This window comes from Microbacterium murale, from assembly GCF_030815955.1.
In the GTDB taxonomy this organism is placed as follows: Bacteria; Actinomycetota; Actinomycetes; order Actinomycetales; family Microbacteriaceae; genus Microbacterium; species Microbacterium murale_A.
Map to the genome: position 1 here is coordinate 3397041 of NZ_JAUSXK010000001.1, position 23850 is coordinate 3420890.

The 23850-nt window shown below is 66.9% G+C and carries 23 protein-coding genes; 15 read left to right on the plus strand and 8 right to left on the minus strand.

The features are described from left to right. Positions 1 to 90: 90 nt before the first annotated feature. Positions 91 to 366 (plus strand): helix-turn-helix domain-containing protein, encoded by a 276-nt coding sequence (locus QFZ46_RS16370; RefSeq protein WP_307363263.1) that lies wholly within the window; start codon positions 91 to 93, stop codon positions 364 to 366. A 35-nt stretch (positions 367 to 401) separates the two neighbouring features. Here the strand turns inward: QFZ46_RS16370 and QFZ46_RS16375 are convergent, their stop codons facing one another. After that, positions 402 to 1004 carry a hypothetical protein gene (locus QFZ46_RS16375; protein WP_307363264.1) on the minus strand — a complete coding sequence of 201 codons (603 nt, stop codon included), beginning with the start codon at positions 1002 to 1004 and terminating at the stop codon, positions 402 to 404. A gap of 124 nt (positions 1005 to 1128) precedes the next feature. Here QFZ46_RS16375 and QFZ46_RS16380 point away from each other — a divergent pair, with 124 nt between their 5' ends. Further along, the gene (locus QFZ46_RS16380) at positions 1129 to 1515 is read left to right on the plus strand and encodes an Rv3235 family protein (protein WP_307363265.1); all 387 of its coding nucleotides are present in this window, start codon (positions 1129 to 1131) and stop codon (positions 1513 to 1515) included. A 31-nt stretch (positions 1516 to 1546) separates the two neighbouring features. Beyond that, on the plus strand, positions 1547 to 3031 hold the full coding sequence (locus QFZ46_RS16385) for a sensor histidine kinase (protein ID WP_307363266.1): 1485 nt from the start codon (positions 1547 to 1549) through the stop codon (positions 3029 to 3031). A gap of 51 nt (positions 3032 to 3082) precedes the next feature. On the opposite strand, the gene QFZ46_RS16390 is transcribed toward QFZ46_RS16385, so the two are convergent. Beyond that, positions 3083 to 3331 (minus strand): WhiB family transcriptional regulator, encoded by a 249-nt coding sequence (locus tag QFZ46_RS16390; protein ID WP_033104713.1) that lies wholly within the window; start codon positions 3329 to 3331, stop codon positions 3083 to 3085. A gap of 209 nt (positions 3332 to 3540) precedes the next feature. On the opposite strand from QFZ46_RS16390, the gene QFZ46_RS16395 reads away from it, so the two are divergent. Further along, entirely contained in the window at positions 3541 to 3927 is a 387-nt protein-coding gene (locus QFZ46_RS16395; RefSeq protein WP_307363267.1) for a hypothetical protein, read from the plus strand. 28 nt (positions 3928 to 3955) lie between these two features. On the opposite strand, the gene bcp is transcribed toward QFZ46_RS16395, so the two are convergent. The 3 genes from bcp to aroA are packed head-to-tail and all read right to left on the minus strand — an operon-like array spanning position 3956 to position 6844. Then, complete coding sequence (gene bcp / locus QFZ46_RS16400) at positions 3956 to 4432, minus strand: thioredoxin-dependent thiol peroxidase (RefSeq protein ID WP_307363268.1); 477 nt, start codon at positions 4430 to 4432, stop codon at positions 3956 to 3958. Between the two features lie 10 nt (positions 4433 to 4442). Next, entirely contained in the window at positions 4443 to 5522 is a 1080-nt protein-coding gene (gene rsgA / locus QFZ46_RS16405; RefSeq protein ID WP_307363269.1) for a ribosome small subunit-dependent GTPase A, read from the minus strand. After that, positions 5519 to 6844: a 3-phosphoshikimate 1-carboxyvinyltransferase gene (aroA, locus tag QFZ46_RS16410; RefSeq protein ID WP_307363270.1), complete on the minus strand. Its 1326-nt coding sequence runs from the start codon at positions 6842 to 6844 to the stop codon at positions 5519 to 5521. The genes rsgA and aroA overlap by 4 nt, the downstream gene beginning before the upstream one ends. 48 nt (positions 6845 to 6892) lie before the next feature. Here aroA and QFZ46_RS16415 point away from each other — a divergent pair, with 48 nt between their 5' ends. From QFZ46_RS16415 to QFZ46_RS16425, 3 genes are read left to right on the plus strand one after another with little or no spacing between them, the layout of a single operon-like run. Next, positions 6893 to 7555, plus strand: a complete 663-nt coding sequence (locus QFZ46_RS16415; protein ID WP_373457653.1) for a sigma-70 family RNA polymerase sigma factor — start codon at positions 6893 to 6895, stop codon at positions 7553 to 7555. Further along, positions 7552 to 7797, plus strand: a complete 246-nt coding sequence (locus QFZ46_RS16420) for a zf-HC2 domain-containing protein (protein WP_307363271.1) — start codon at positions 7552 to 7554, stop codon at positions 7795 to 7797. The genes QFZ46_RS16415 and QFZ46_RS16420 overlap by 4 nt, the downstream gene beginning before the upstream one ends. Before the next feature lie 45 nt (positions 7798 to 7842). Then, a complete protein-coding gene (locus QFZ46_RS16425; protein ID WP_307363272.1) occupies positions 7843 to 9135 on the plus strand; it encodes a GNAT family N-acetyltransferase in 1293 nt (430 codons plus the stop codon). An 18-nt stretch (positions 9136 to 9153) separates the two neighbouring features. Here the strand turns inward: QFZ46_RS16425 and QFZ46_RS16430 are convergent, their stop codons facing one another. Continuing rightward, the gene (locus tag QFZ46_RS16430) at positions 9154 to 12849 is read right to left on the minus strand and encodes a multifunctional oxoglutarate decarboxylase/oxoglutarate dehydrogenase thiamine pyrophosphate-binding subunit/dihydrolipoyllysine-residue succinyltransferase subunit (protein ID WP_307363273.1); all 3696 of its coding nucleotides are present in this window, start codon (positions 12847 to 12849) and stop codon (positions 9154 to 9156) included. Positions 12850 to 13004: 155 nt separating this feature from the next. On the opposite strand from QFZ46_RS16430, the gene QFZ46_RS16435 reads away from it, so the two are divergent. The 3 genes from QFZ46_RS16435 to QFZ46_RS16445 all read left to right on the plus strand — a co-directional run bounded on the left by QFZ46_RS16435 (position 13005) and on the right by QFZ46_RS16445 (position 16992). After that, positions 13005 to 14465, plus strand: coding sequence for a GuaB1 family IMP dehydrogenase-related protein (locus QFZ46_RS16435; protein WP_307363274.1), 1461 nt, complete (start codon positions 13005 to 13007; stop codon positions 14463 to 14465). 149 nt (positions 14466 to 14614) lie between these two features. Next, a complete protein-coding gene (locus QFZ46_RS16440) occupies positions 14615 to 15934 on the plus strand; it encodes a hemolysin family protein (RefSeq protein ID WP_307363275.1) in 1320 nt (439 codons plus the stop codon). Further along, a complete protein-coding gene (locus QFZ46_RS16445) occupies positions 15931 to 16992 on the plus strand; it encodes a hemolysin family protein (RefSeq protein WP_307363276.1) in 1062 nt (353 codons plus the stop codon). The genes QFZ46_RS16440 and QFZ46_RS16445 overlap by 4 nt, the downstream gene beginning before the upstream one ends. Before the next feature lie 17 nt (positions 16993 to 17009). On the opposite strand, the gene QFZ46_RS16450 is transcribed toward QFZ46_RS16445, so the two are convergent. Next, positions 17010 to 18077, minus strand: coding sequence for an NADH:flavin oxidoreductase/NADH oxidase (locus tag QFZ46_RS16450; protein WP_307363277.1), 1068 nt, complete (start codon positions 18075 to 18077; stop codon positions 17010 to 17012). A gap of 51 nt (positions 18078 to 18128) precedes the next feature. On the opposite strand from QFZ46_RS16450, the gene QFZ46_RS16455 reads away from it, so the two are divergent. From QFZ46_RS16455 to QFZ46_RS16475, 5 genes are read left to right on the plus strand one after another with little or no spacing between them, the layout of a single operon-like run. Further along, positions 18129 to 18965 (plus strand): ADP-dependent NAD(P)H-hydrate dehydratase, encoded by an 837-nt coding sequence (locus QFZ46_RS16455; RefSeq protein WP_307363278.1) that lies wholly within the window; start codon positions 18129 to 18131, stop codon positions 18963 to 18965. Beyond that, positions 18962 to 20185 (plus strand): hypothetical protein, encoded by a 1224-nt coding sequence (locus tag QFZ46_RS16460; protein WP_307363279.1) that lies wholly within the window; start codon positions 18962 to 18964, stop codon positions 20183 to 20185. The genes QFZ46_RS16455 and QFZ46_RS16460 overlap by 4 nt, the downstream gene beginning before the upstream one ends. Positions 20186 to 20235: 50 nt before the next feature. After that, positions 20236 to 20553 carry a thiamine-binding protein gene (locus tag QFZ46_RS16465; RefSeq protein ID WP_307363280.1) on the plus strand — a complete coding sequence of 106 codons (318 nt, stop codon included), beginning with the start codon at positions 20236 to 20238 and terminating at the stop codon, positions 20551 to 20553. Positions 20554 to 20562: 9 nt separating this feature from the next. Beyond that, positions 20563 to 21774: an MFS transporter gene (locus QFZ46_RS16470; RefSeq protein ID WP_307363281.1), complete on the plus strand. Its 1212-nt coding sequence runs from the start codon at positions 20563 to 20565 to the stop codon at positions 21772 to 21774. Between the two features lie 52 nt (positions 21775 to 21826). After that, the gene (locus tag QFZ46_RS16475; protein ID WP_307363282.1) at positions 21827 to 22486 is read left to right on the plus strand and encodes an NUDIX hydrolase; all 660 of its coding nucleotides are present in this window, start codon (positions 21827 to 21829) and stop codon (positions 22484 to 22486) included. A gap of 17 nt (positions 22487 to 22503) precedes the next feature. On the opposite strand, the gene metX is transcribed toward QFZ46_RS16475, so the two are convergent. Next, positions 22504 to 23712, minus strand: coding sequence for a homoserine O-acetyltransferase MetX (gene metX, locus QFZ46_RS16480; RefSeq protein WP_307363283.1), 1209 nt, complete (start codon positions 23710 to 23712; stop codon positions 22504 to 22506). Positions 23713 to 23850 lie beyond the last annotated feature (138 nt).

Sequence of the window (23850 nt, forward strand, 5' to 3'; positions counted from 1 at the left end):
GTCACAGAATCGCCGTCTCGGAGTCGAAAGTTATCCACAACGTGAGGCTGCTCGGGCATGCATGCGTCCTGAGCGGGGGACAATGGAGGCATGGCCGATTCGCCCGCATCAGCTCCTCGCTTCCTCGCGCCCGCGCAGGTCGCCGAGCTGCTTGCGCTCGAGGTCGACGAGGTCATCGCACTCGTTGTGAGCGGCAGGCTGCGTGGGGCGCAGCTCGGCGCGCCGGCACGGTGGCGGGTGGCGGAGGACAGCATCGCCGAGTACCTCGCCGAGCAGACCGAGGAGGCCAGGCGCATGGCACTGTGGCGTCAGGCCGACGCCGCGAGCTTCCCCGAAGTATGGGGCACGCAGCGCCCGACGCACTAGGTGCTCGTGCCGCCGCCAGGAATCGGCGCGAGGGCCTATACGACCGTGCCATCCACGCGCGCCGACACGATCGCGTCGAACGGCACGATCCGGAAGGCCCTGACGGCGTCGGCGCGTCGCGCATGCCCGGTGTCGTGCACGGCGAGATCAAGATGATCGACGCCTGCGCGGTCCACGGTGCCGTGCAGCGTCTCGCCATCGCGCAACGAGACGTGCAGCGGCGTGCGGCGGCGGGCGAGGTCGCGCATCAGGAATCCGAGCGTCATCCGCTCGCGAACCTCGTCGGCCGGAAGCGGCGCATCTTCCAGCGTCGCCAGCAGCGCGCCATGCGCCGTCTCGAAACTGGTCACCGCAGCGAGCGGTACGATCAGTGCGCTGCTGTTGCCGCCGCCGCCATCGGCGGACTGTGCTGCGATCCAATCCGTCCCGACCGCTCGTATGCGGACAGATCGACGCTCGCCATCCGCCAACCGCAGACCGACCAACGCGGCTTCGAGCTCGAGCCGGCGCAGCCGGGTTCGCATGCTGAGCTTCGCGATGCGCAGCCGCTCCGTCTCTGCATCGAGCACGGCGCGTTCAGCCTCCCATTCCGCGGCGAGCTGACCTTCGAGGTCTTCGAACAGACGATCCCATTGCACGCGATCGAGCGTAGGGGAGAGCGTCCAGAGGACGCATGAGTTATCCACAACTTGCATCGCGGCTCTGGCGCAAGCGCTGCGGGTCATGGTCTACTGGCACGCATCGAAACTGAAGGTGAAAACGATGACGCTTCACGAGTACTTCGCCCCGCAGCCGACTCCGGCAGCAGACCTGCCGAATCCCACGCAGCTGCTGCGGAGCCTCACTCAGGGAGTGCTCGAGGTGTTCGCAGGCGTGCGGGAGCTCGATCAACTCGCACGCTGGTTCAGCGAAGACGCGTTTCGCAAGCTGGGAGCGAGAGCGAACCTGTCTGCTCGAGCGCGTAGTGCACGAGGGGTGCCTCCGGCGAGACCGGTGTTCGAGGTCCTCTCCATCCGAGAGACGCTGCCGGCCGACGGGGTCGTGGAGGCCGTCGTCATCGTCGCGGGGCCGGGGCGAACGAGAGCGGTAGCCATCCGGCTTGAAGGTCTCGATCGCCGTTGGCGAGCCACCTCCTTCGCGGTGCTCTGAGGGGCAGGACGCGCGCCATTAGGCTTGTGGGGTGTCCACCCTCAGTGATCTCGTCCATGCCCAGGGCTGCCTGACCGATAATGATGTCGAATGGCTCCATCGCCTCGCGAGTGACGGGCAGCTGCTCGCCGATCTGTCGTCGGCAGACATCGTCATCTGGGTCGCGACGAACGACGGGTCGTTCGTCGCAGTGGCGCACGCGCGCCCGAGCGGGGCTGCGACGCTGTTCTATCGCGACATCGTGGGAGAGGGCGTCAGGCAGCAGTGGCACACCCAGGTGCGCGGTGCGTTCGACTCCGGGAAGATCGTCGACTCCTCGTCGCCGGACTGGTTCGAGGAGACGCCGACGAGGCTGCGCGCCGTACCGATTGTGCGTGAACGAGGCAAGGACGGCAATCCGCCGCCTGTGATCGGAGTGCTCACCAGGCACAGCAATCTCGGCGAAACGCGCACGCCGTCACGTCAGCAGATCACCTTCGATGAGTGCGCGAACGATCTGTTCAGGATGATCGCGTCGAGCGAGTTCCCCGATCCGGCCGCTCCCACATCACCTCGTAGAGGTGCTCCGCGCGCATCTGACGGACTGATCCGCATCGACGTCGACGGAATCACCACCTTCGCCAGCCCCAACGCTCTCTCAGCCTTCAACCGGATGGGCTTCGATGACGAGCTCGAGGGCGAGTCGCTCGCCGAGGTGACCACGCGCATCCTGCCTTCGACCAGACAGGTCGACGAATCGCTCCCCGTCGTCGTCACCGGGCGGGCGCCGTGGCGCACCGACATCGAAGCACGGGGCGTGACGGTGTCGCTCCGCGCGATTCCGTTGAAGGACCACGGCACACGGATCGGTGCGATCATTCTGTGCCGCGATGTGAGCGAGCTGCGCCACCAGGAGCAGGAGCTCATCACCAAGGACGCCACGATCCGTGAGATCCACCACCGGGTCAAGAACAACCTGCAGACGGTGGCCTCCCTGCTGCGCATCCAGGCGCGCCGCACCCATTCTGACGAGGCACGGGACGCTCTGTCGCAGGCCATGCGACGCGTGGACGCGATCGCCGTCGTGCACGACACATTGGCGCAGGGGCTGACGCAGACGGTCGATTTCGATGAGGTCTTCCACCGCGTGCTCAAGCTCGTAGCTGAAGTCGCCGCCGCGCCCAACACACGCGCGCGCACGATGTCGACCGGTCATTTCGGCGTGCTGCCGAGCGAGTACGCGACGCCGCTCGCGTTGGCGCTCACCGAGGTCGTCACGAATGCCGTCGAGCACGGGTTGGCGGGCAAGGAAGGCACTGTGACGATCGACGCGGTGCGCACGGACGAGAAGCTGCACGTCTCGGTCCACGACACGGGCCACGGCCTCCCTGAGGGGAGGATCGGTCAGGGGCTCGGCACGCAGATCATCCGCACCCTCATCCAGGGTGAGCTGGGGGGCAGCATCGAGTGGCGCGGCAGCGAGGGCGAAGGCACAGACGTGCTGATCGACATCCCGATGCGCTGGCTGAAGAAATGACATGAGAACGGCCGGGCTGCAAGAGCAGCCCGGCCGTTCTCAGACGGAAGGTCAGGAGGCGCGGCGGGCGCGCGCAGCGCGGCGCTTGAGTGCGCGTCGCTCGTCCTCGGAGAGGCCACCCCATACACCGGAGTCCTGGCTCGTCTCCAGCGCGTATTGCAGGCACACCTCGGTCACCGTGCAGGTGGCGCAGACGGTTTTCGCCTTCTCGATCTGATCGACGGCTGGCCCGGTGTTCCCCACGGGGAAGAACAGCTCAGGGTCGACAGTCAGGCAGGCGGCTTTGTCGCGCCAGTCCATGGGGGCTCCTCGGTGTGGATTCTCGTGAGCATTCGCAGGGCGATGGCTCGGTGATGGGCGGCGAAATCGGGGTGTCGTCGACCGTTAGTGATGCGAGCGGTTGCTCGCCCCACGCCGCTGTGGGAGCACATGACTGTTAACATTGTGTTACAGCACGGGCCCGAAATCAAGGATTTTGTGCCTACAGATCTGATTTCTCAGGAGACACCTTGCGTTCACCCCGTCTGGCCGCAGCCGCCGCGGCCGTGCTCGCGCTCGAGGGAGCAGCGCTCACCGTCGTCGCAGTGGTCGAACTCTTCGGCCTCAGCGCCGGAGACGCTGCGTCGCTTCCCACTGCGATCGCACTGATCGTGCTCACGCTCATCGGCGCCGTCGCGCTGTTCGCATTCGCTGCCGGCACACGACGGGGACGCACATGGGCCCGCTCCGGCGGTGTGGTGCTCCAGGTGCTCGCGGTGGCGCTCGCGCTGGCCTCGTTGACCGTCCAGCCGGTGCTGTGGACTTTCGTGCTCGGGGTCGGTGCGCCTGCGCTCATCGGATTCTTCCTGCTCATCGCGAGCGCGCGCCGAGAGAGCATCACGCCCTCATCGGAATGATGCCGAGCGTGCCGGTAGCGGCGGAGTGTCAGGCGTCGATGCCGAGCAGCTTGCGCAGGCGAGCAACGTGTCCGGTGGCCTTGACGTTGTACAGAGCCTGAGTGATCGTGCCGTTCTCATCGAGCACGAAGGTCGACCGGATCACTCCCTCTACGATCTTGCCGTAGTTCATCTTCTCGCCCCAGACGCCATAGGCGGCATGCACGGAGTGGTCGGGGTCGCTCAGCAGTGTGAAGGCGAGGCCGTCGCGCTCGCGGAACTGGGCCAGCTTCGACGGCTCATCGCGCGAGATGCCGACCACACGGTACCCGGCGCCCTGCAGCGAGGCGATGCTGTCTCGGAAGTCGCAGGCCTGCGTCGTGCATCCGGGAGTCATGGCCGCCGGGTAGAAGTAGAGGATGGTCTTCTGCCCGCGAAGGTCGGACAGCGCGACATGTGCCCCGTCCTGGTCGAGCAGGGAGAAATCGGGAGCAGGGGTACCGGGTTCCAGGCGCAGGTTCGTCACGCACTCCAGCCTATCGACCAGGCGATCCGGGATTCGCATCCGCCTTGTCCGCAAATGTCTGCAGAAGGCGCTGCAGTGAGTCCAGGCGTGACAGACCAGCCGCGCTCAGTTCACCGCGTTCTGCGGCCTCGATCAGCGCGCAATCCGGCGCATCGGTCAGGTGCGTGCATCCGCGAGGGCAGTTCTCGGCGATCTCGGCCAGCTCGGTGAAGGAGGCGAGGATGTTGGCCGGGTTGACGTGTCCGAGGCCGAACGAGCGCACACCAGGTGTGTCGATCACCCAACCGGTACCCGCCGGGCTCACATAGCGCAGCGAGACCGTCGATGACGAGGTGTGGCGTCCGCGCCCCGTGACCTGGTTCACGTGTCCTGTCGCGCGCTCAGCGGACGGTACGAGCGCGTTCACAAGGGTCGACTTGCCGACGCCGGAGTGGCCGACGAAGACCGTCGAGTGCCCGAGCAGCGCCGCACCGATCTCGTCTATGGGCATCTCCTCCTGCGCACTGGTGAATACGCGCAGATCGAGGCCGTCGAAATAGGAGAGGAACTGGGTCGGGTCGGCGAGGTCGGTCTTGGTGACGACGAGGAGCGGACGTACACCGGCATCCAGCGCTGCCACCAGGTATCGATCGACAAGGCGGGCGCGCGGCTCCGGATCGGCTGCGGCGACGACGATGAGCATCTGGTCGGCGTTCGCCACGATCACCCGCTCCACCTGATCGGTGTCGTCCGCGCTGCGGCGCAGCAACGACGAGCGCTCGACGATTCCGACGATGCGCGCCAGGGTGCCTTCGTCGCCGGATGTGTCGCCCACCACGCGCGCCTGATCGCCGGTGACGATGGGAGCCCGCCTGAGCTCCCTGGCGCGTGTGGTGGTGATCGTCCTCTCGTCGTCTGTGCCCTCGTCGATCATCACGTTGTAGCGTCCGCGGTCGACGCCGAGCACTCGTCCGATCTGCGCATCGTCGTGCGCCGGTCGGCGCTTGGTGCGGGGCCGGTTCGCCTTCGGGTTCGGGCGCACGCGGATGCTGCTCTCGTCGAAGTCCTCGAAGTCACCGTCGAGGTCATCTTCAGGGTCGAGCCAGCTCACGCGGAGGTGCCTCCCAGCATCCGTTCCCAGAGCTGCGTGAATTCCGGCAGCGTCTTGGCCGTCGTGCCGATGTCGTCGATCTCCACATCTGGCACGCGCAGGCCGACGAGGGCGCCTGTGGTCGCGATGCGGTGATCGTGGTGCGCGGACCAGACCCCGCCGTGCAGCGGGCGAGGGATGATCCTGAGACCGTCCGCGAGCTCCTCGACCTCGCCGCCGAGAGCGGTGAGATTGCCGATGAGCGCCGCGATGCGGTCGGTCTCGTGCATGCGGATATGTCCGATTCCGCGGATCGTCGTCGGGCCGTCAGCGAAGGCGGCGAGTCCGACGATCGTCGGAGAGAGCTCGCTGGCTGCGGATAGATCAAGGTCGAGGCCGCGGATGCTGTCGCCGGCGCGTACGGTCATCGTGCCGCTGTGGCGCCCGACGTGCGCACCCATGGCCTGAAGGATGTCCGGCAGCAGCGCACCGGGCTGCGTGGAGTGCAGCGGCCACCCTGTGATCGAGACCTCGCCGCCGCTCACCATCGCCGCGGCGAGGAACGGGGCTGCATTGGAGAGGTCGGGCTCGATCGCGATCTCTTTCGCCCGCGGAACACCGGCCTCCACGAGCCATTCGCCGACCGCTGGACGCTCGATGCGGATGCCGCGGCGGCTCAGCGATTCGATGGTCATGTCGATGTGCGGCAGGCTCGGCAGGTGATCTCCGGTGTGCACCAGATGCAGGCCGACATCGAAACGAGGAGCGGCCAGCAGCAGACCGGAGACGAACTGGCTCGATGCGGATGCGTCGATCTCGATCCGGCCGCCACGGATGCGACCGTGACCGCGGATCGTGAACGGCAGTGACCAGGTGCCCTCGTCATCGATGTCGACGCCGAGATCGCGGAGCGCTGTGATCATCGCGCCCATCGGTCGATGCAACGCGGTCTCATGCGCTGTGAGGTGAACATCCTCGGCCGCGAGACCGGCGATCGGGGCGATGAATCGCATGACAGTGCCGGCCTGACCGCAATCGACTGTGCCACCGACCCGCAGGTGGCCTGGTGTCACGAGCAGGTCGGGGCCGAACTCGCCTTCGCCGTCGATCTCTTCGATGCCGACGCCGAGTGTGCGAAGTGCGTCGATCATGCGCAGGGAGTCGTCTGAACGCAGTGGTGCGATCAGACGGCCGGGCCCATCTGCGATCGCGGCGATGATCAGCTCGCGGTTGGTGAGCGACTTCGACCCAGGAATGGTCAAGGTCGAGTGCACAGCGCCGGCGGCTACGGGCGCGCTGTATGCGCCCCGGGCGGGGGAAGTGGAATACCGAGTGTCACTCATCGGTTCCACCTTAGTGAACGGCGGGGCACACGCCGAGAAGGAGACCGAATGCTCGCAACGCTGGAAAGCGGGATCACAGACATCACCGGCCTAGACTGGCCCGTGATGGATGACATGGCACCCGCTGAAACGGCCGGCGACGCTCGGCGCGAATTCGAGGAACAGGCGATCCCGTTCATGGATCAGCTGTATGCGGCGGCGATGCGTATGACACGCAACCCCGCCGACGCTGCTGATCTGGTGCAGGAGACGTTCGTGAAGGCATTCGCGTCATGGGCATCGTTCACTCAGGGCACCAACCTGAAGGCGTGGCTCTACCGCATCCTCACGAACACCTACATCAACATCTACCGCAAGAAGCAGCGCGAACCGTTCCAGGGCACGATCGACGAGCTTGAGGACTGGCAGATGGGCGGAGCGGAATCTACGACCGCGACGCACAGCCGCTCTGCCGAGGCTGAAGCGATCGATAGAATGCCGGCGTCTGTTGTGAAGGATGCGCTGCAGGAGGTCCCCGAGGACTTCCGACTGGCGGTGTACCTGGCTGACGTGGAGGGCTTCGCGTACCAGGAGATCGCCGACATCATGAAGACCCCCATCGGCACCGTGATGAGCCGCCTGCATCGTGGCAGGCGAATGCTGCGCGAGTTGCTGTCCGATTATGCCGCTGAGCGAGGGATCGCCACGGCCAGCACGAGGAGCAAGAAATGAGCGACTGCGGTTGCGACAAAGCCCGTCAGGATCTGGAGGAATACCTCCGCAATGAGGTGTGCAAGACGGAGCACAGCGAGATCCGAGAGCACATCGAGAACTGCCCCTCCTGCCAGGGCGAGGCACTCGTCGCCAGCACCTTGACCGAGGTCGTGGCGCGAGCGTGCAAAGAGACGGCGCCGGAAGAGCTCCGCGACCTGGTGCTCACGAAACTGCGCCACGCTCAGGCCGCCGTTCACTGACGCCGGCACTGACGTCGCGTCGGCGCCTGCCTTTAGGGTGGAGAGATGACCGACGCGCGTAGTATTCCTGTCGACCCCACCTCCCTCGAGCGCCTGGCCGGGCAGCAGCTGACGTATCGAAACATCGACATGTCCTTGCCGGCAGATGCCGAAGCGTTCTTCCGTGCAGATGCGCGTGGATTCCTCGATTCCGAGCCCAGCGCCGAAGTGATCACCGCGACGACGGCAGCGCTCGAAGCCCGTCGTAACATCGGTGTGTTCGAGGTCGGTGCCGATGAGGGCGCGCTGCCCGTCGCGACGGTCAATTCCTGGGTCACGCCGCTCACGGTGCCGGGCGGCGAAGTGGACATGTGGGCGATCAGTTCGGTGACGGTCTCCGGCACCCATCGTCGGCGGGGGATCGCGCGGGCACTGCTCGAAGGAGAACTCCGGGCCGCCGCATCCGCCGGTGTGCCCATCGCGGGTCTCACCGTCTCCGAGGCGACGATCTACGGCCGCTACGGATTCGCCTCGGCGATCCCCGCTGCACGAATCACCGTCGACACGCGTCGCGCCGGATGGGCCGCAACCGCGCCGGCGGGCCGGGTGGAGTACATCGACAAGGAGACGCTGAGGGATCATCTGTCGACGCTGCACGATGTGGCGCGCACCCAGCGGTCGGGTCAGATCGCTGGCTGGAAGCTGCGTTGGGATCGCGTGGCCGGACTCACGCCGGATCACCCGTCTGCAGCATCCGTTCGAGGCGTCCGCTACCTGGACGAGCACGGTGCCGTGCGCGGCGTGATGGCTTACAAGCTCGCCGAGATTCCTGATACCTTCCGCTTCGAGATGACGATCTTCCACATCTCCGCCGTCACTTCTGACGCGCTCACCGCCCTCTGGGGCTTCGCTCTGCAGCATGATCTGGTCGACAGGATCAGCGTCGACCTGCGTCCCATCGATGATCCGCTGCCATGGCTGGTCTCCGACCGACGAGGCGTCGAGGTCGTGGTGCACGATCACGGATGGCTGCGCATCCTCGATGTTCCCGCTGCGCTCTCGGCGCGCACGTACCGTGCGCCGATCGACGTGGTGCTCCGCGTGGTCGACTCGCTGGGCTTCGCTGAAGGCTCGTGGCGTCTCACTGTCGACGATTCGATCGCCAGGGTCGTGCCTGAAGCGGATGCCGCAGTGGATGTCGTTCTGGACGTCGCAGCGCTGTCAGCGCTCTACGTCGGGGGAGTGAGCGCCGTGCAGCTGCGCGCTGCCGGACTTCTGGATGCCACCGCACAGGTCGCCGCATCGATCGATGATGCGTTCCGCGCCGCAGAGGCTCCGCTGCTCGGCATCTGGTACTGAGCAGCGGAGCGATTCGGATCAGACGCTGAGAGCGCGCTTGAGCAGATCGGCCTGCTCTGCGGCGTGCACCTTCGAAGACCCTGATGCGGGCGACGCGGAGGCGGCACGCGCGACCGTGCGGAACTGACGGTCGCCCGGCACATCCGTGAACGCGAGCGCGAGGAACGGCCACGCACCCTGGTTCTCCGGCTCCTCCTGGACCCACACCAATTCGGCGTTCGGGTACGAGTCGGTGATCGCCTTGAGCGCATCGATCGGCGTCGGGTACAACTGCTCCAGTCGTACCAGCGCGATCTCAGGGTTCGGGTTCTTGTCGAGCTCGTTGCGCAGATCCCAGTGCACCTTGCCGGAGTGCACGAGAACGCGCTTGACGCTCTCGCGGTTCAGGTCGCGGTGGTCATCGATCACCGGTTCGAAGCGGCCCTGGGTGAAGTCTTCGACGTTGCTCGTCGCACCTCGAAGACGCAGCATCGCCTTCGGCGTGAACACGATCAGAGGTCGCCGCGGACGGGCGTACGCCTGGCGGCGCAGCAGGTGGAAGTACGAAGCGGGCGTGGACGGGCGTGCGACGGTCATGTTGTCCTGCGCGCACAGCTGGAGGAAGCGCTCGATGCGTGCGGAGGAGTGGTCCGGCCCCTGTCCCTCGTAACCGTGCGGGAGAAGCAGGGTGACGCCGGACTGCTGACCCCACTTCTGATCGGCCGAAGAGATGTACTCGTCGATGACCGCCTGCGCCGTGTTCGCGAAGTCACCGAACTGCGCCTCCCACAGGACCAGCGCTTCCGGCGCCTCGACCGAGTAGCCGTACTCGTACGCCATCGCGGCGTACTCGCTCAGGAGCGAGTCGTAGACGAAGAAGCGTCCCTGGTTCTCCGAGAGGTTGGCCAGCGGCAGCCACTCCTGCCCGTTGGAGCGGTCGTGCATGACGGCGTGACGCTGCACGAACGTGCCGCGCCGTGAGTCCTGGCCGGCGAGGCGCACCGGCGTGCCTTCGACGAGCAGCGACCCGAACGCGAGCAGCTCGCCGAAGCCCCAATCGATGTTGCCGCTGCGGGTCATCTCGACCCGCTTGTCCAGCAGTTGCTGGATCTTGGGATGGACCGTGAAACCATCGGGCTTGTTCGCGAACGCCTCGCCGATGAGGCCGACGACCTCTGCGGAGACACCGGTGACGTCCGGCTCACCGCTGACTTCATCGACGGGGACGAGGTCCGGAGCGATCGGCGTGGCGCCGGTCTCCGCCGCGTGGGTCTCTGCGAAAGCGACCTCGAGTCGGCCTTGGAAGTCGTCTTTTGCCTGGTCGTACTCTTCCTCGGTGATATCACCGCGGCCGACCAGAGCCTCGGTGTACAGCTTGCGCACCGATCGCTTCTCCTGGATCAGGTCGGTCATGAGCGGCTGCGTCATCGACGGGTCGTCGCCCTCATTGTGCCCGCGACGGCGGTAGCAGACGAGATCGATGACGACGTCGCGGTGGAAGCGCTCGCGATACTCGAAGGCGAGCTGCGCCACGTGGATGACCGACTCGGGGTCATCGCCGTTGACGTGGAAGATCGGTGCCTGAGTGGTCTTGGCGACGTCCGTGGCATACACCGAGGTGCGTGCATCTGTCGGGGTAGTGGTGAACCCGACCTGGTTGTTGACGACGACGTGGATCGTGCCACCCGTGCGGTAGCCGCGCAGTTGTGCCATCTGCAGCGTCTCGACGACGACTCCCTGGCCGGCGAAGGCCGCATCGCCGTGCACGAGGATCGGCAGCCACGAGAACGTGCCGATCGGCTTGCGGTCCTGCTTGGCGCGCACGATTCCCTCGAGCACGCCATCGACGGTCTCGAGATGCGACGGGTTGGCTGCGAGATAGACCGGCAGCTCCGACTTGTCGTCGGCGATGAACGTGCCCTTGGTGCCAAGGTGGTACTTCACGTCGCCGGAACCGCGCTTGTTCCCTGTGGCCTGAAGCCCCTCGAACTCGCGGAACACCTGACCGTACGTCTTGCCGGCGATGTTGGTCAGCACATTCAGCCGCCCGCGGTGGGCCATTCCGATCGCGGCACCCTCGAGGCCGCTTGCTGCGGCACCCTGCAGGATCTCGTCGAGCAGCGGTATCAGTGATTCTCCGCCCTCGAGCGAGAAGCGCTTCTGGCCGACGAACTTGGTCTGCAGGAACGTCTCGAACGCTTCGGCTTCGTTGAGCTTGCGCAGAACACGCAGCTGCTCGTCGTGACCGGGCTTCTGATATTTGACCTCGACCTGCTCCTGGAACCAGCGTCGCTGCTCCGGGTCCTGGATGTGCATGTACTCGATGCCGAGCGTGCGGCAGTACGAGTCGCGGAGCACCCCGAGGATGTCGCGCAGCTTCATCAGGCGCTTGCCGCCGAAACCGCCGGTGACGAACTCTCGATCGAGGTCCCAGAAAGTGAGGCCGTGGCTCTCGATCTCCAGATCGGGGTGCGAGCGCTGCACGTACTGGAGCGGATCGATGTCGGCCATCAGATGCCCGCGGACGCGGTAGGAATTGATCAGTTCCTGCACACGGGACTGCTTGTCGACCCGCTCTGCCAGGTCGACCGCGATGTCGGCGTTCCAACGGATCGGCGCGTACGGGATGCGGAGAGCCGCGAAGATGTCGTCGTAGAAGCCACGCTCGCCGAGAAGCAGTTCGTGCGTCTTCTTGAGGAACTCGCCGGAACCCGCGCCCTGGATCACACGGTGGTCGTAAGTACTGGTGAGGGTGATCGTCTTGCCGATGCCGAGTTCGGCGAGCGTCTTCGCGCTCGCGCCCTGGAACTCCGCCGGATACTCGAGGGCACCGGCGCCGATGATGCAGCCCTGGCCCTTCATGAGGCGCGGTACGGAGTGCACTGTGCCGATGCCGCCGGGGTTGGTGAGAGAGACCGTGGTGCCGGCGAAGTCGCCCGCGGTGAGCTTGTTGGCCCGTGCGCGGGTGACGAGATCCTCGTACGCGGCGAGGTACTCGGTGAAGGTCAGCGTGTCGGCGCGCTTGATGCTCGGCACCATGAGGGCCCGGGTGCCGTCGGGCTTGGGCAGGTCGATCGCGATACCGAGGTTGACGTGGGCCGGCGCGACGACGGAAGGCTTGCCGTCGATCTCGGCGTAGAACACGTTCTGGCTCGGGAACTCCTTCAACGACTGGATCAGAGCCCAGCCGATGAGGTGCGTGAAGCTGATCTTGCCGCCGCGCGAACGCGACATGTGGTTGTTGATGACGATGCGGTTGTCGATCATCAGCTTCGCCGGAATGGTCCGGACGCTGGTCGCCGTGGGGACGGTCAGCGACTGGTCCATGTTCGCGGCGAGGGTCTTGGTCATGCCGCGAAGGGGAGTGACCTTGTCCTCATCGGCGGACTCCTCGGCCGCCTTCGCCTCCGGCTTCGGCGCCTGAGCGGGAATCGGCGCAGGCGCTGCGGGCTTCGCAGTGGTTCGAGCGACGGGCTGCGAACCGATCACCGGGATCGGGGCCGTCACCGGATGCTCTGCCGCGGCTGCGGATGCAGCGGCGGAAGTCGGTGCCGGTGCGGACGCGGCGGGTGCGGACGAGGCATCCGCCTTGTAGTTCTCCAGGATCGGCCACCACTCCTTGTCGACGGAGTTGCGATCGATCTTGAACTGTTCGTAGAGTTCGTCGACGAGCCACGAGTTGGCTCCGAAATCCCCGTCGTCCGAACCTCCGACGCCGGCCACCTGGTTCGCCACGCGCTATCGCCCTCTTTCATCGCTGAAGCTTCTGTCCACGCGCGGAATGGGAGGCCCCCGGGTCAGCGCGCTCTGCCATCTAGCCTAACGTGTTCTCGCGCACGGATACGCGAGCACGCCTGCCCGATCTGAAGGGATGAAGCTACCGTGGGGGTATGAAGTTCGTCAGCGCGCAACCTGCCGTAGATCTCACCTATTCGGACGTCTTCCTGGTGCCGCGGCGTTCTGACATCACCAGTCGGCTCGAGGTCGATCTCTCGCCTGGAGACGGCACCCCCGCGACCATCCCGCTCGTCGCCTCGAACATGAACTCGGTCACGGGCCCCCGGCTCGCCGCAGTGCTCGCTCGGCGCGGCGGATTGGGAGTCCTTCCGCAGGACATGCCGCTGCAGGATCTGGATGCCGCGATCCGTGAGGTGAAGCGGCAACCGGTGGAATGGGACACGCCGCTGGTGCTTCCGCCGTCGGCCTCCGTCGCCGAGGCGCTCTGCCTCTTGCCCGCTACTGCCGGTCACGGCATCGTGGTCGCCGAAGGCATCGCAGGGACGGTGGTCGAGGCATCCGCTGTCCAGGGCATCCTGCCTGCCACCAGACTCGCCACCGCGTTGCCGGATGCGCAGCTGGGTGATCTGGTGCACGCCGGCACTCCCGCGCTGGACGCGGAGGACGTCACGACTCCGCGTGCGGCGTTCGACGTCATCACCGAGACGGGTGCCGAGCTCGTCACGGTTCTGCGTCACGGCCATCTGATCGGAACGCTGAGCGCACGCAGCGCGCTGCGCTCGACCCTTTACACGCCCGCGGTGGACGCGGATGGACGTCTGGCGGTCGGCGCCGCTGTCGGCATCAACGGTGACGTCGCGGCCAAAGCCAAGGCACTAGCCGCCGCCGGCGTCGACGTGCTCGTCATCGACACCGCGCACGGCCACCAGGAGGGCATGCTGCGCGCGCTCTCGAAAGTCGCGGCGCTGAACCTCGGCATCCCGCTCGTCGCAGGCAACATCGTCACGGCTGACGGCGCGAACGACCTGGTGGATGCCGGCGCCTCGATCCTCAAGGTCGGTGTCGGACCTGGCGCCATGTGCACCACGCGAATGATGACGGCTGTCGGGCGCCCGCAGTTCTCCGCCGTACTGGAGACGGCGCAGGCCGCCCACGAACTGGGTGCGCACGTGTGGGCGGATGGGGGAGTGCGCTACCCGCGGGACGTCGCGCTCGCTCTCGCCGCCGGTGCGGCATCCGTCATGATCGGCTCCTGGTTCGCCGGCACGATCGAAGCCCCCGGCCAGCTGCAGACGGATGCGGATGGCCGCCTCTACAAGGAGTCCTGGGGCATGGCGTCGACGAAGGCAGTGCAGGCGCGCTTCGGGCGACTGGATGCGTACGAGCGGGCACGCAAGGAGCTCTTCGCCGAGGGCATCTCGTCGTCGAGGATCTATCTCGATCCGCTGCGACCGGGCGTGGAGGACCTGCTCGACATGATCACCTCCGGTGTGCGCTCGTCGTTCACCTATGCGGGCGCGGCTTCAGTACCGGAGTTCCACGACCGTGCTCTGGTCGGTCGGCAGTCCGCCGCCGGATATGAAGAGGGCAAGGCATTGCCCGTCAGCTGGTAGGGCCTGCACCCGCCGCGCACGCGGATGCTGTGAAAAGGCGAGAGCGCAGCTTTCACTCTGTAGAATCGATGCACCATGGACGACCCTCCCAGTTGTAGTACATCGCCCCACTGCCCGCCCCGGCTCCTTGAGGAGGAGGGGAACGACTGATGGATTACGTCATGTTGGGCGTGGGGCTCCTGCTCACGGTGGGAACGGGCCTGTTCGTCGCCAGCGAGTTCGCACTCGTCAATCTGGACCGCGCTGAACTCGAGGCGCGACAGGAGCGCGGAGAGTCGCGGCTGTCGCTCACGATCAGCGCACTCAAGCACACCTCCACCCATCTGTCCTCGGCGCAGCTCGGCATCACGCTGACCACGCTCCTGACCGGTTACACGATGGAGCCGGCGATCTCGAACCTGTTGAGCCCCGTGCTCACGGGATGGGGCATCGCGGAAGGTGCGGTGCGGCCGATCGCGACCGTCGTCGCCATGTTCATCGCGACTGTGCTGTCGATGATCCTCGGCGAACTCGTGCCGAAGAACTTCGCCTTGGCGCTGCCGCGGGCGACAGCCAAGCTCGTCATCCCGTTCCAGGTGGCGTTCACCACCGTCTTCAAACCCGCCATCGTGGTGCTCAACGGCAGCGCCAACGGCATCCTGCGCTCGGTGGGAATCGAGCCCAAGGAAGAACTCTCCGGTGCACGCACGGCCGAAGAGCTCTCCTCACTCGTGCGTCGCTCTGCCAGCGCTGGTGTTCTCGAAGCAGATACGGCCACGCTGCTCGACCGCAGCCTCACGTTCGCCAGGCTCTCGGCCGACGACGTCATGACGCCGCGCCCCAGCATGCACGCCATCTCTGCCGGCGACTCCGCCGAAGACGTCATTCAGCTCGCGCGCCGCACCGGGCACAGCCGCTTCCCGGTCTACGACGACGACCTCGATGACATCACCGGAGTGGTGCATCTGAAGGCCGCCGTCTCCGTGCCCCGCGAGCGACGAGCCGAGGTTCCGGTCGGCGCGCTGGCGACAGAGCCGCTGCGAGTGCCCGAGACGGTGCACCTCGATGTGCTGATCTCGGAGCTTCGGGCCAAGGGCTACCAGCTCGCGATCGTCGTCGACGAGTACGGCGGCACCGCCGGCATCGTCACGCTCGAAGACCTCGTCGAGGAGATCGTCGGCGAAGTGTCGGATGAGCACGACCGCAGTCGCGCCGGCGTCGTGCGCGGCCGCGACTCCATCACCTTCCCTGGCGAGCTGCGTCCGGATGAACTCCGCAGCCGCACCGGTGTCCTCGTGCCGGAGGGCGACGTGTACGACACGGTGGGCGGTTACATCATGAGCGTGCTCGAGCGCGTGCCGACGAACGGTGACGAAGTCACTCTCGACTCCGGCGTACTGCAGGTCGTCCGCATGGATGGCCGCCGTGTCGATCGCATCCGGTACACGCCAGTACCGGTGGACGCTGCGAGCGCGGAGGTGAAGCGATGAACGACTGGATGGGAATCGTCTGGCTCGTGATCCTGCTCATCGCGAACGCCTTCTTCGTCGGCGCTGAGTTCGCGGTGATCTCGGCCCGACGCTCGCAGATCGAGCCGCGCGCGGAGCAGGGCTCCCGATCGGCGAAGACCGCGCTGTTCGCGATGGAGCACGCGACGCTGATGCTCGCGACCTCGCAACTCGGGATCACGATCTGCTCGCTGCTGATCCTGAACGTCTCAGAACCCGCGATCCACCACCTTCTCGGCATCCCGATGCACGCACTCGGGTGGGCGGACGCTGTGGTCGACGTCACCGGATTCGTCATCGCCCTGCTGCTGGTGTCGTACCTGCACGTGGTGTTCGGCGAGATGGTTCCGAAGAACCTCGCCTTCTCGGTTCCGGATCGCGCTGTGCTGATTCTCGCGCCGCCGTTGGTGTGGATCTCGAAGGTCTTCCACCCCGTCATCTGGGTACTCAATGCCGCAGCCAACGGCGTGCTCCGACTGTTCCGCGTCGAGCCCAAGAACGAGGCGGCATCGACCTTCACGATCGACGAGGTCGCCACGATCGTCAATCAGTCGCGTCGTGAAGGAGTGCTGTCAGACGCGTCGGGCACGGTGTCGAAGGCAGTCGAGTTCACCGACAAGAAGGCACGCGATGTCGCCGTGGCGCTGAGCGACCTGGTGACGCTGCCGGAGACGTCCACACCGGACGACATCGAACGGGCGGTCGCGCGCTACGGCTTCTCCCGATACGTGATCGTGGATCAGGAACGCGCGCCGCTCGGCTACGTGCATCTGAAAGACATCCTCCGGGCCTCGGAGGGCGCGGATGCCGCGACGACGACAGCCAAGCCGATCCCCTCGAAGCGCATCCACCACATGGTTCCTGTGCAGGAGGACACCGACCTCGAGGACGCCCTCGCGGTCATGCGTCGCGCCGGTCGCCATCTCGCCAAGGTGCGCAACGCCGACGGCGACACCACCGCAGTGCTGTTCCTCGAGGACATCTTGGAGGAGCTCGTCGGCGAGGTGCAGGACGCCACCCGACGGGTGCACGGCAGGTAGCAGCGGGCCGTCGCGGTTCAGCGCCAGCGGGCGCGCAAGTACTGCGGCGGCCACGCGACCGTGTCATCGAGCTCATGCGCGGCACGCAGACCGAAATGCGGATCGCGCAGCCACTCCCGCCCGGCGAAGATCGCATCGGCCGCCCCGTCAGCGAGCACCTGTTCCGCCTGCTCTGCGGCGGTGATGAGCCCGACGGCCGTGACCGGGACCCGGCCGCCCCGGCGGACGGTCGCGGCCAGGGGCACCTGGTAGCCCGGATGAACGTCGATCCGCTGATGCGCGACGAGCCCGCCACTGGAGACATCGATGAGGTCGGCGCCGCGTTCGACGGCCCATTGACCGACGAGCGACGCCTCATCGGAGGTGAACCCGCCGTCGGCGTGATCCGTGGCAGAGATGCGCACGAACAGCGGCACCCCGTCACCTGCGACCTCACGTACGGCATCGACGATGCGCAGCAGCAGTCGTGCACGATTCTCGAGGGATCCGCCGTATTCGTCGGTGCGCACGTTCGACAGCGGTGAGAGGAACTGGTGCAGCAGATATCCGTGGGCGCCGTGCACTTCGAGCACGTCGAATCCGGCGTCCAGGGCGCGGTGCGCCGCGGCGCGGAACCCCTCGACGACACTGTCGATCCCGGAAGCGTCCAACGCGACGGGCTCGTCGAAGCCCTCGAATGCGATCGCCGACGGTGCCGTCGTCGTCCAGCCGCCATCCTCGGCCGCGACGGAGCCGCGCCGTTCTGCCCACGGCCACCAGGTCGAGGCTTTGCGACCTGCGTGTGCGAGCTGGATGCCGGCGAGCGCGCATCGGTCGTGGATCGCCTGCACGATCGGCGTCCACGCAACGCGCTGCTCATCGTTCCAGATGCCGGCATCACGCGGTGAGATGCGCCCCTCGGGGACGACCCCGGTCGCTTCGGCGACGACGAGTCCGGCACCGCCGGAAGCGAACTGCGTCAGATGCGTGTGGTGCCATTCCTGCACGACCCCGTCCACAGCCGAGTACATGCACATCGGCGAGACCCAGAGGCGATTCGGGAAGGTGACGGATCTGATGCCGAGCGGGGAGAAGAGAAGACTCACCCTACGACCGTAGTCCCGCGGGACAGCCGCTCGGCGCGCTAGCGTGGACGCATGGTCGACGTCCGCGAATGGTCCCGCGCCGACACCGCGCGCCTGTTGCGCGTTCCGGGCCCCGACGACGACAAGTACTCGCGTGGTGTCGTCGCCCTGCGCACCGGTTCCAACGCGTATCCCGGTGCAGCGGTGCTCGGCGTCGAAGCAGCCTGGCGCGCCGGTGCGGGGTACGTTCGCTTCGTCGGCGAGGGACGCGCAGCGGATGCCGTCATCGCCCGCCGCCCGGAGACCGTCGCCGCACCGGACATCGGACGCACGCGTGTGGGCGCCTGGGTGATCGGCTCGGGCACGGATTCTGCGGCGCGCGCTCCTGAGGAGACTGCCGCACTTCGCGGGATCCTCGCCGGTTCCGTGCCGGTCGTCGTCGACGCCGGGGCACTGTATCTCGCACCGGATGCTGCGGCGCCGCTTGTGGCCACTCCGCATGCGGGCGAGTTCGCGCGGCTGCGTGAGCTGCTGAGACTGCCTGCAGACGGCGCGGGTGATCACGTCGTCGACGTCGCCGAGACCGCGCACGCGCTGGGATGCACGGTGCTCTTGAAGGGCGCGAGGACACTGGTCGCCGCGCCGGAGGCCACCGTGATCTCGGTCTCGTCCGCCCCGGGTTGGCTGGCGACGGCCGGTGCGGGCGACGTTCTCGCCGGTGTGCTCGGCGCTCTCCTCGCGGCGAACCCGGACACGCCGGCGGCCGAAGTCGCTGCGGCCGGCGCATGGCTGCACGGACATGCCGCGACGCTCGCCTCCAGGTCGGGTGCCGGCGCCTCCGGCCGCCCGATCGTCGCGCTCGATGTCGCCGCGGCGTTGCCTGCGGCCGTCGAAGACCTGCTCTCGTGACACCTCGTACGGCGGTACTGTGGACCGCTTTCCTCGCGGCGCACGTGCTGGTCGCCTGGCAAGGGTGGATATATCCGAGTCAGCCGATGGGCGACGTCGTGCTCGTGTACGAACCCTGGTCTGCCGCCGTCGTGAGCGGCGGGTCCATAGTCGGGATCACAGAGTCCTGGGTCTACCCGCAGCTGGCGCTGCTGCCCATGCTTCTCGCGAAGCTGCTGGCCTGGCCCTTGGTCGGGTTCGTCGGCGTATCGGGTGCATATCTGATCGGATGGGCGGTGCTGGTGACGGCCGTGGATGCTGTCGCCTTCGGCGTGCTCGTCGGACGACGCGGCACAGCCTCGCGGCGATCGGCCGGGTGGTTCTGGGTCGGGGCGCTGCTGCTGCTCGGACCGATCGCTGTCTATCGCATCGACGCCGTCACGGTCCCGCTTGGCGTGATCGGTGGGCTCTGGCTGATCAAGCGCCCTGTCGTCGCGACTGCGTTGCTCACGGTCGCGGCCTGGATCAAGATCTGGCCGGGAGCACTCGTACTCGCTGCGGTCGTTGCGGCGAAGAGCCGCGTCAGGGTGCTGATCGCGGCTGCCGGCGCGTGCGCTGCCATCGTGGTCGTGCTGTTTCTCATCGGTGCCGACCGCCATCTCTTCGGGTTCCTCACGGAGCAGACGGGGAGGGGAGTGCAGGTCGAAGCAGTCGCTGCGACGCCGTTCCTCTGGCTGGCGCATTCGGGCGCGGCATCCATCGACTACAGCTTCGAGATCCTCACTTTCCAGATCGACGCACCCGGCGTGGATGTGCTGGCTGCGCTTCTGACACCGATCATGGTGCTCGCGGTCGCGGCGGTGCTGGCGACCGGGATCGTCAAAGCGGCGCGCGGCGCATCCTTTCCGCGGCTCTTCCCGCCGCTGGCGCTCGCGCTCGTCGTCACACTCATCGTGACGAACAAGGTCGGTTCGCCGCAGTTCCAGACCTGGCTGATCGCCCCTGTGATCCTGTGGATCATCTTCGACCGCACACGGTCCGGAGTGCCGACCGGCATCGCTCTTGTGCTCTGCGCGCTGACGTGCCTGATCTACCCATTGACCTACGACGCGCTGCTGCGCGCAGAGCTTATGCCCGTGATGCTGCTGTCCGCTCGCAATCTGCTGCTTATCGCGCTGCTCGTCATCGGCGTGCGTGCCATGGTGCGGGTGCCGGCGACACGCGCCTCTCATCGAACCTGAACAACACGACTGACCTGAACCGCCCGGACCACTCAACGAGAGGAACTCTCATGCTCATCGCCTTCTCCGTCGCTCCCGGCGGCTCCGGAAACACCGACGGATCCGTGCACGACGCGGTCGCCGCAGCTGTCAAGGTGGTCCGCGAGTCCGGACTTCCGCACCGCACCACCAGCATGTTCACCGAGATCGAGGGGCCGGACTGGGACACCGTCATGGATGTCGTCAAGCGAGCGACCGAGGCCGTGATGCCGTTCGGCTCCCGCGTCTCGCTGGTGCTGAAGGCCGACATCCGACCCGGGTACAGCGGAGAGCTCGACGCGAAGATCGACCGGCTCGAGGCGGCGATCGAGGAGTCCGCTGACCAGTAGCATGGACAGGTGAATCCCTCGAAGAATTCGAGGGGTGCGGCGAAGTGGGCGCTCCTCTCCCTCGCCATCGGCTCATTCGGCATCGGCATGACCGAGTTCGTCATGATGGGCCTGTTGCCGCAGATCGCACAGGACCTGCTGCCCGATCTCTGGCAGACCAGCCACGAAGACGCCATCGCGCAGTCCGGTGTGCTCATCTCGCTCTACGCGCTCGGCGTCGTCATCGGTGCGCCGACCATCGCCGGGCTGGTCGCGCGGTTCCCCCGTCATCGCGTCATGATCGGTCTCGCGCTGGCGCTGACGGTGTTCAATGCGCTCACCGTCGTCCTGCCGAGCTTCGGACTCGTTGGTGCCTCGCGTCTACTGGCCGGGCTCCCGCACGGGGCGTACTTCGGCATCGGCGCGCTCGTCGCGGCCGACGTGCTCGGGCCGGGCAAGCGCGCCAAGGGCGTCGCCTTCATCCTCACCGGCCTCACGATCGCGAACGTCGTGGGCGTACCTCTCGGCACGTTCCTCGGCCAGCAGTGGGGTTGGCGAAGTGCGTTCCTGGTCGTCACGGTGGTGTTCGCCCTGGCCACTGTCTGCATCGCCAGATTCGTCCCGAAGCATCCGGGCGACGCCGGCCGCACGCTGCGTTCAGAACTCGGCGTGTTCCGTGTCGGACAGGTCTGGCTCACACTGGGCATCGGGGCGATCGGGTTCGGCGGATTCTTCGCGGTCTACAGTTACATCGCCCCGCTCGTCACCGAGGTAGCCGGTTCACCGGCATGGGCAGTGCCCATCGTGCTGGTCATCGTCGGCCTCGGCATGACGGTGGGCAACCTGCTCGGCGGTTACCTGGCCGACCGCGACCTGCGTCTGACGCTGCTGCTCGGAATGTCGACCCTTGCCGTCGTGCTCGGGATGCTTGCGCTGCTGTCCTTCCAGATCATCCTGCTGGCAGTGCTCGCGTTCGGGGTCGGACTCGTCTCGTCGGTGCTGAGCCCGGCGATCCAGACGCGGCTAATGGACGTCGCCGGCGACAACCAATCCATCGCTGCGGCGATGAACCACTCGGCGCTCAACATCGGCAACAGTCTCGGTGCCTTCCTCGGCGGGGTCGTGATCGCGGTCGGCTGGGGTTTCACCGCACCCGCATGGGTCGGTGCGGCGCTGGCGGTGGTCGGGCTTGCGATCACCGTCGTCGCCCTCCGCGTCGAGCGCATCGCCGTCGTGGTGTGATCCGGTAGTGGTGTGATCCGGTAGCACTGAGCCTCCCGCGTATGGTGTGGTGATGGACAGGGCGATGTCGGTCGGCGGCACTGTGGTGCTGCTGCGCAACCGCATGGGCGACGGCCTCGAGACGTTGCTGATTCGTCGTCCTGATCGTGGATCGTTCGCCGGCGGGTGGGTCTTTCCCGGCGGGGTCGTGGAGAACGCTGACGTCGAGAGTGCAGACGTCGAGACCGCAGGAGAGCGCGTAGACGCGGACGAGGAGCCGATCGCGGCCCGCGCCGCGATCCGCGAGTGCGAAGAAGAGGTGGGGGTGCGCCCCGCAGATCTCGTCACGCTGTCCTGCTGGGTGCCGCCTGTCGAAGCCCCCAAGCGCGTGCGCACCTGGTTCTTCCTCGCGGCAGCTCCAGATGGCGATCTTGTGCTCGCACCGGACGAGGTGGTCGAGGCACGGTGGCTGACGCCGGCCGACGCGCTCAGCCTCCACGAAGCCGGGGAACTGCGGCTGTTCCCACCGACGTGGGTGACGCTGCAGGCACTCGCAAAGACTGCGAGCGTCGCCGGCGCACTTGCCGCGGCATCCGTTCCCGAGCTCTACGCGACACACATCGTGGAGGGCGGGATCTTCGTCTGGGGCGGGGACGCCGAGCATCCAGAAGGTGGCGGAGGACGGCACAGGCTGGAGACGGCTGCGCTCCCGTGGAACTATCTGCGCGACTGATCGATGTCGCGGCGGGATCAGGCCTCGAGCAGGCGGTTCAGGTGCGCACCCACGGCTGCGGTCTCGATCAGGAAGCCGTCGTGCCCGAAGTCGCTGGTCAGAACGACCGCCTCGTTTCCGTCGAGCGTGTTCGGGATGCTGCGCGCGATGCGGTGCTGCCCGTCGACGGGGAACAGCCGATCGGTGTCGATCCCGAGCACGAGGGTCTTCGCCGTGACCGTGCGAAGGGCCTCTTCGACTCCACCGCGAGCGCGGCCGACGTCGTGGGAGTTCATCGCCTCCACGAGCGTGAGGTAGCTGTTCGCGTCGAAACGGCGCGTGAACTTGTTGCCGTGGAAGTCGAGGTAGGACTCGACGGCGAACCGTCCGCCATGGCCGAGAGGCGAGACATCCGACTGCCAGGAACGCTGGAAGCGCTGGTTCAGCTCGATGGGACTGCGGTAATTGAGCAGCGCCATCCGACGAGCGAGGGCGAGACCACGGTGCGGTCCCTCGCCGTCGCTGAGATCGTAGTACTCGCCGCCCTGGAATCGAGGGTCCATGCGGATCGCTTCGAGCTGCACCGAGTTCAGTGCGATCTGATCGGCGGTGTTGACCGGGGGAGAGGAGAGCACGGCGAGACGTTCGACGCGCTCGGGGTGCGTGACCGCCCACTCCAACGCGTGCATCCCACCCATCGACCCGCCGACCACACCTGCCCAACGATCGACGCCGAGCGCATCCGCGAGGCGCACCTGGGCTGCGACCTGATCGCGCACGGTGACGTAGGGGAAGCGCGATGCCCACTCGTACCCGTCGGGGGCGACGCTGGCAGGACCGGTGGAGCCCTGGCAGCCGCCGAACATGTTCGGGGCGATCACGAACCAGCGGTCGGTGTCGATCGCGGCGCCAGGGCCGACGATCTCCTCCCACCAGCCGGCGGTCGGATGTCCTGCGCCCGCGTCTCCACGCAAGTGGCTGTCGCCTGTGAGGGCGTGCAGCACGAGGATCGCGTTGTCTCGCGCCGCGTTGAGCTCGCCCCAGGTCTCGTACGCGATGCGGATGCTGGGAAGCTCCACACCGCTTTCGGTACGGAACGGGCCTGAGGCCGCGAACTTGCGATGCCCGGCCGGGTCACCGTCGCGCCATGCTCCGGTGACAGGTGGACGTGCGCGCAGCAGTCGAGCATCCGCGTCGCTCACGCGCGCCGATGGCACGGTGTCCTCGGAGGTGCTCTGCCAGTCCATGTGTCCATTCTCGCGTGCCCCGGCCGTCCGCAGGCGAACGTTACGCCGTCGCGTTCGCTTCCACCTCCACTGGCGCCCATGTGCCTCCCTCCGGCACGGTTCACCTCGTCACCGGCGGCGACACCGCGTCTCGGGCAG

Coding starts and splice junctions, on each gene's coding strand:
- QFZ46_RS16435 (WP_307363274.1), top strand. CDS start 13,005: ATGAAGTTCGTCAGCGCGCAACCTGCCGTAGATCTCACCTATTCGGAC.
- QFZ46_RS16380 (WP_307363265.1), top strand. CDS start 1,129: ATGACGCTTCACGAGTACTTCGCCCCGCAGCCGACTCCGGCAGCAGAC.
- QFZ46_RS16370 (WP_307363263.1), top strand. CDS start 91: ATGGCCGATTCGCCCGCATCAGCTCCTCGCTTCCTCGCGCCCGCGCAG.
- QFZ46_RS16420 (WP_307363271.1), top strand. CDS start 7,552: ATGAGCGACTGCGGTTGCGACAAAGCCCGTCAGGATCTGGAGGAATAC.
- QFZ46_RS16465 (WP_307363280.1), top strand. CDS start 20,236: ATGCTCATCGCCTTCTCCGTCGCTCCCGGCGGCTCCGGAAACACCGAC.
- QFZ46_RS16445 (WP_307363276.1), top strand. CDS start 15,931: ATGAACGACTGGATGGGAATCGTCTGGCTCGTGATCCTGCTCATCGCG.
- metX (WP_307363283.1), bottom strand. CDS start 23,712: ATGGACTGGCAGAGCACCTCCGAGGACACCGTGCCATCGGCGCGCGTG.
- aroA (WP_307363270.1), bottom strand. CDS start 6,844: ATGAGTGACACTCGGTATTCCACTTCCCCCGCCCGGGGCGCATACAGC.
- QFZ46_RS16390 (WP_033104713.1), bottom strand. CDS start 3,331: ATGGACTGGCGCGACAAAGCCGCCTGCCTGACTGTCGACCCTGAGCTG.
- QFZ46_RS16455 (WP_307363278.1), top strand. CDS start 18,129: ATGGTCGACGTCCGCGAATGGTCCCGCGCCGACACCGCGCGCCTGTTG.
- QFZ46_RS16415 (WP_373457653.1), top strand. CDS start 6,893: ATGCTCGCAACGCTGGAAAGCGGGATCACAGACATCACCGGCCTAGAC.
- QFZ46_RS16475 (WP_307363282.1), top strand. CDS start 21,827: ATGGACAGGGCGATGTCGGTCGGCGGCACTGTGGTGCTGCTGCGCAAC.
- QFZ46_RS16425 (WP_307363272.1), top strand. CDS start 7,843: ATGACCGACGCGCGTAGTATTCCTGTCGACCCCACCTCCCTCGAGCGC.
- QFZ46_RS16440 (WP_307363275.1), top strand. CDS start 14,615: ATGGATTACGTCATGTTGGGCGTGGGGCTCCTGCTCACGGTGGGAACG.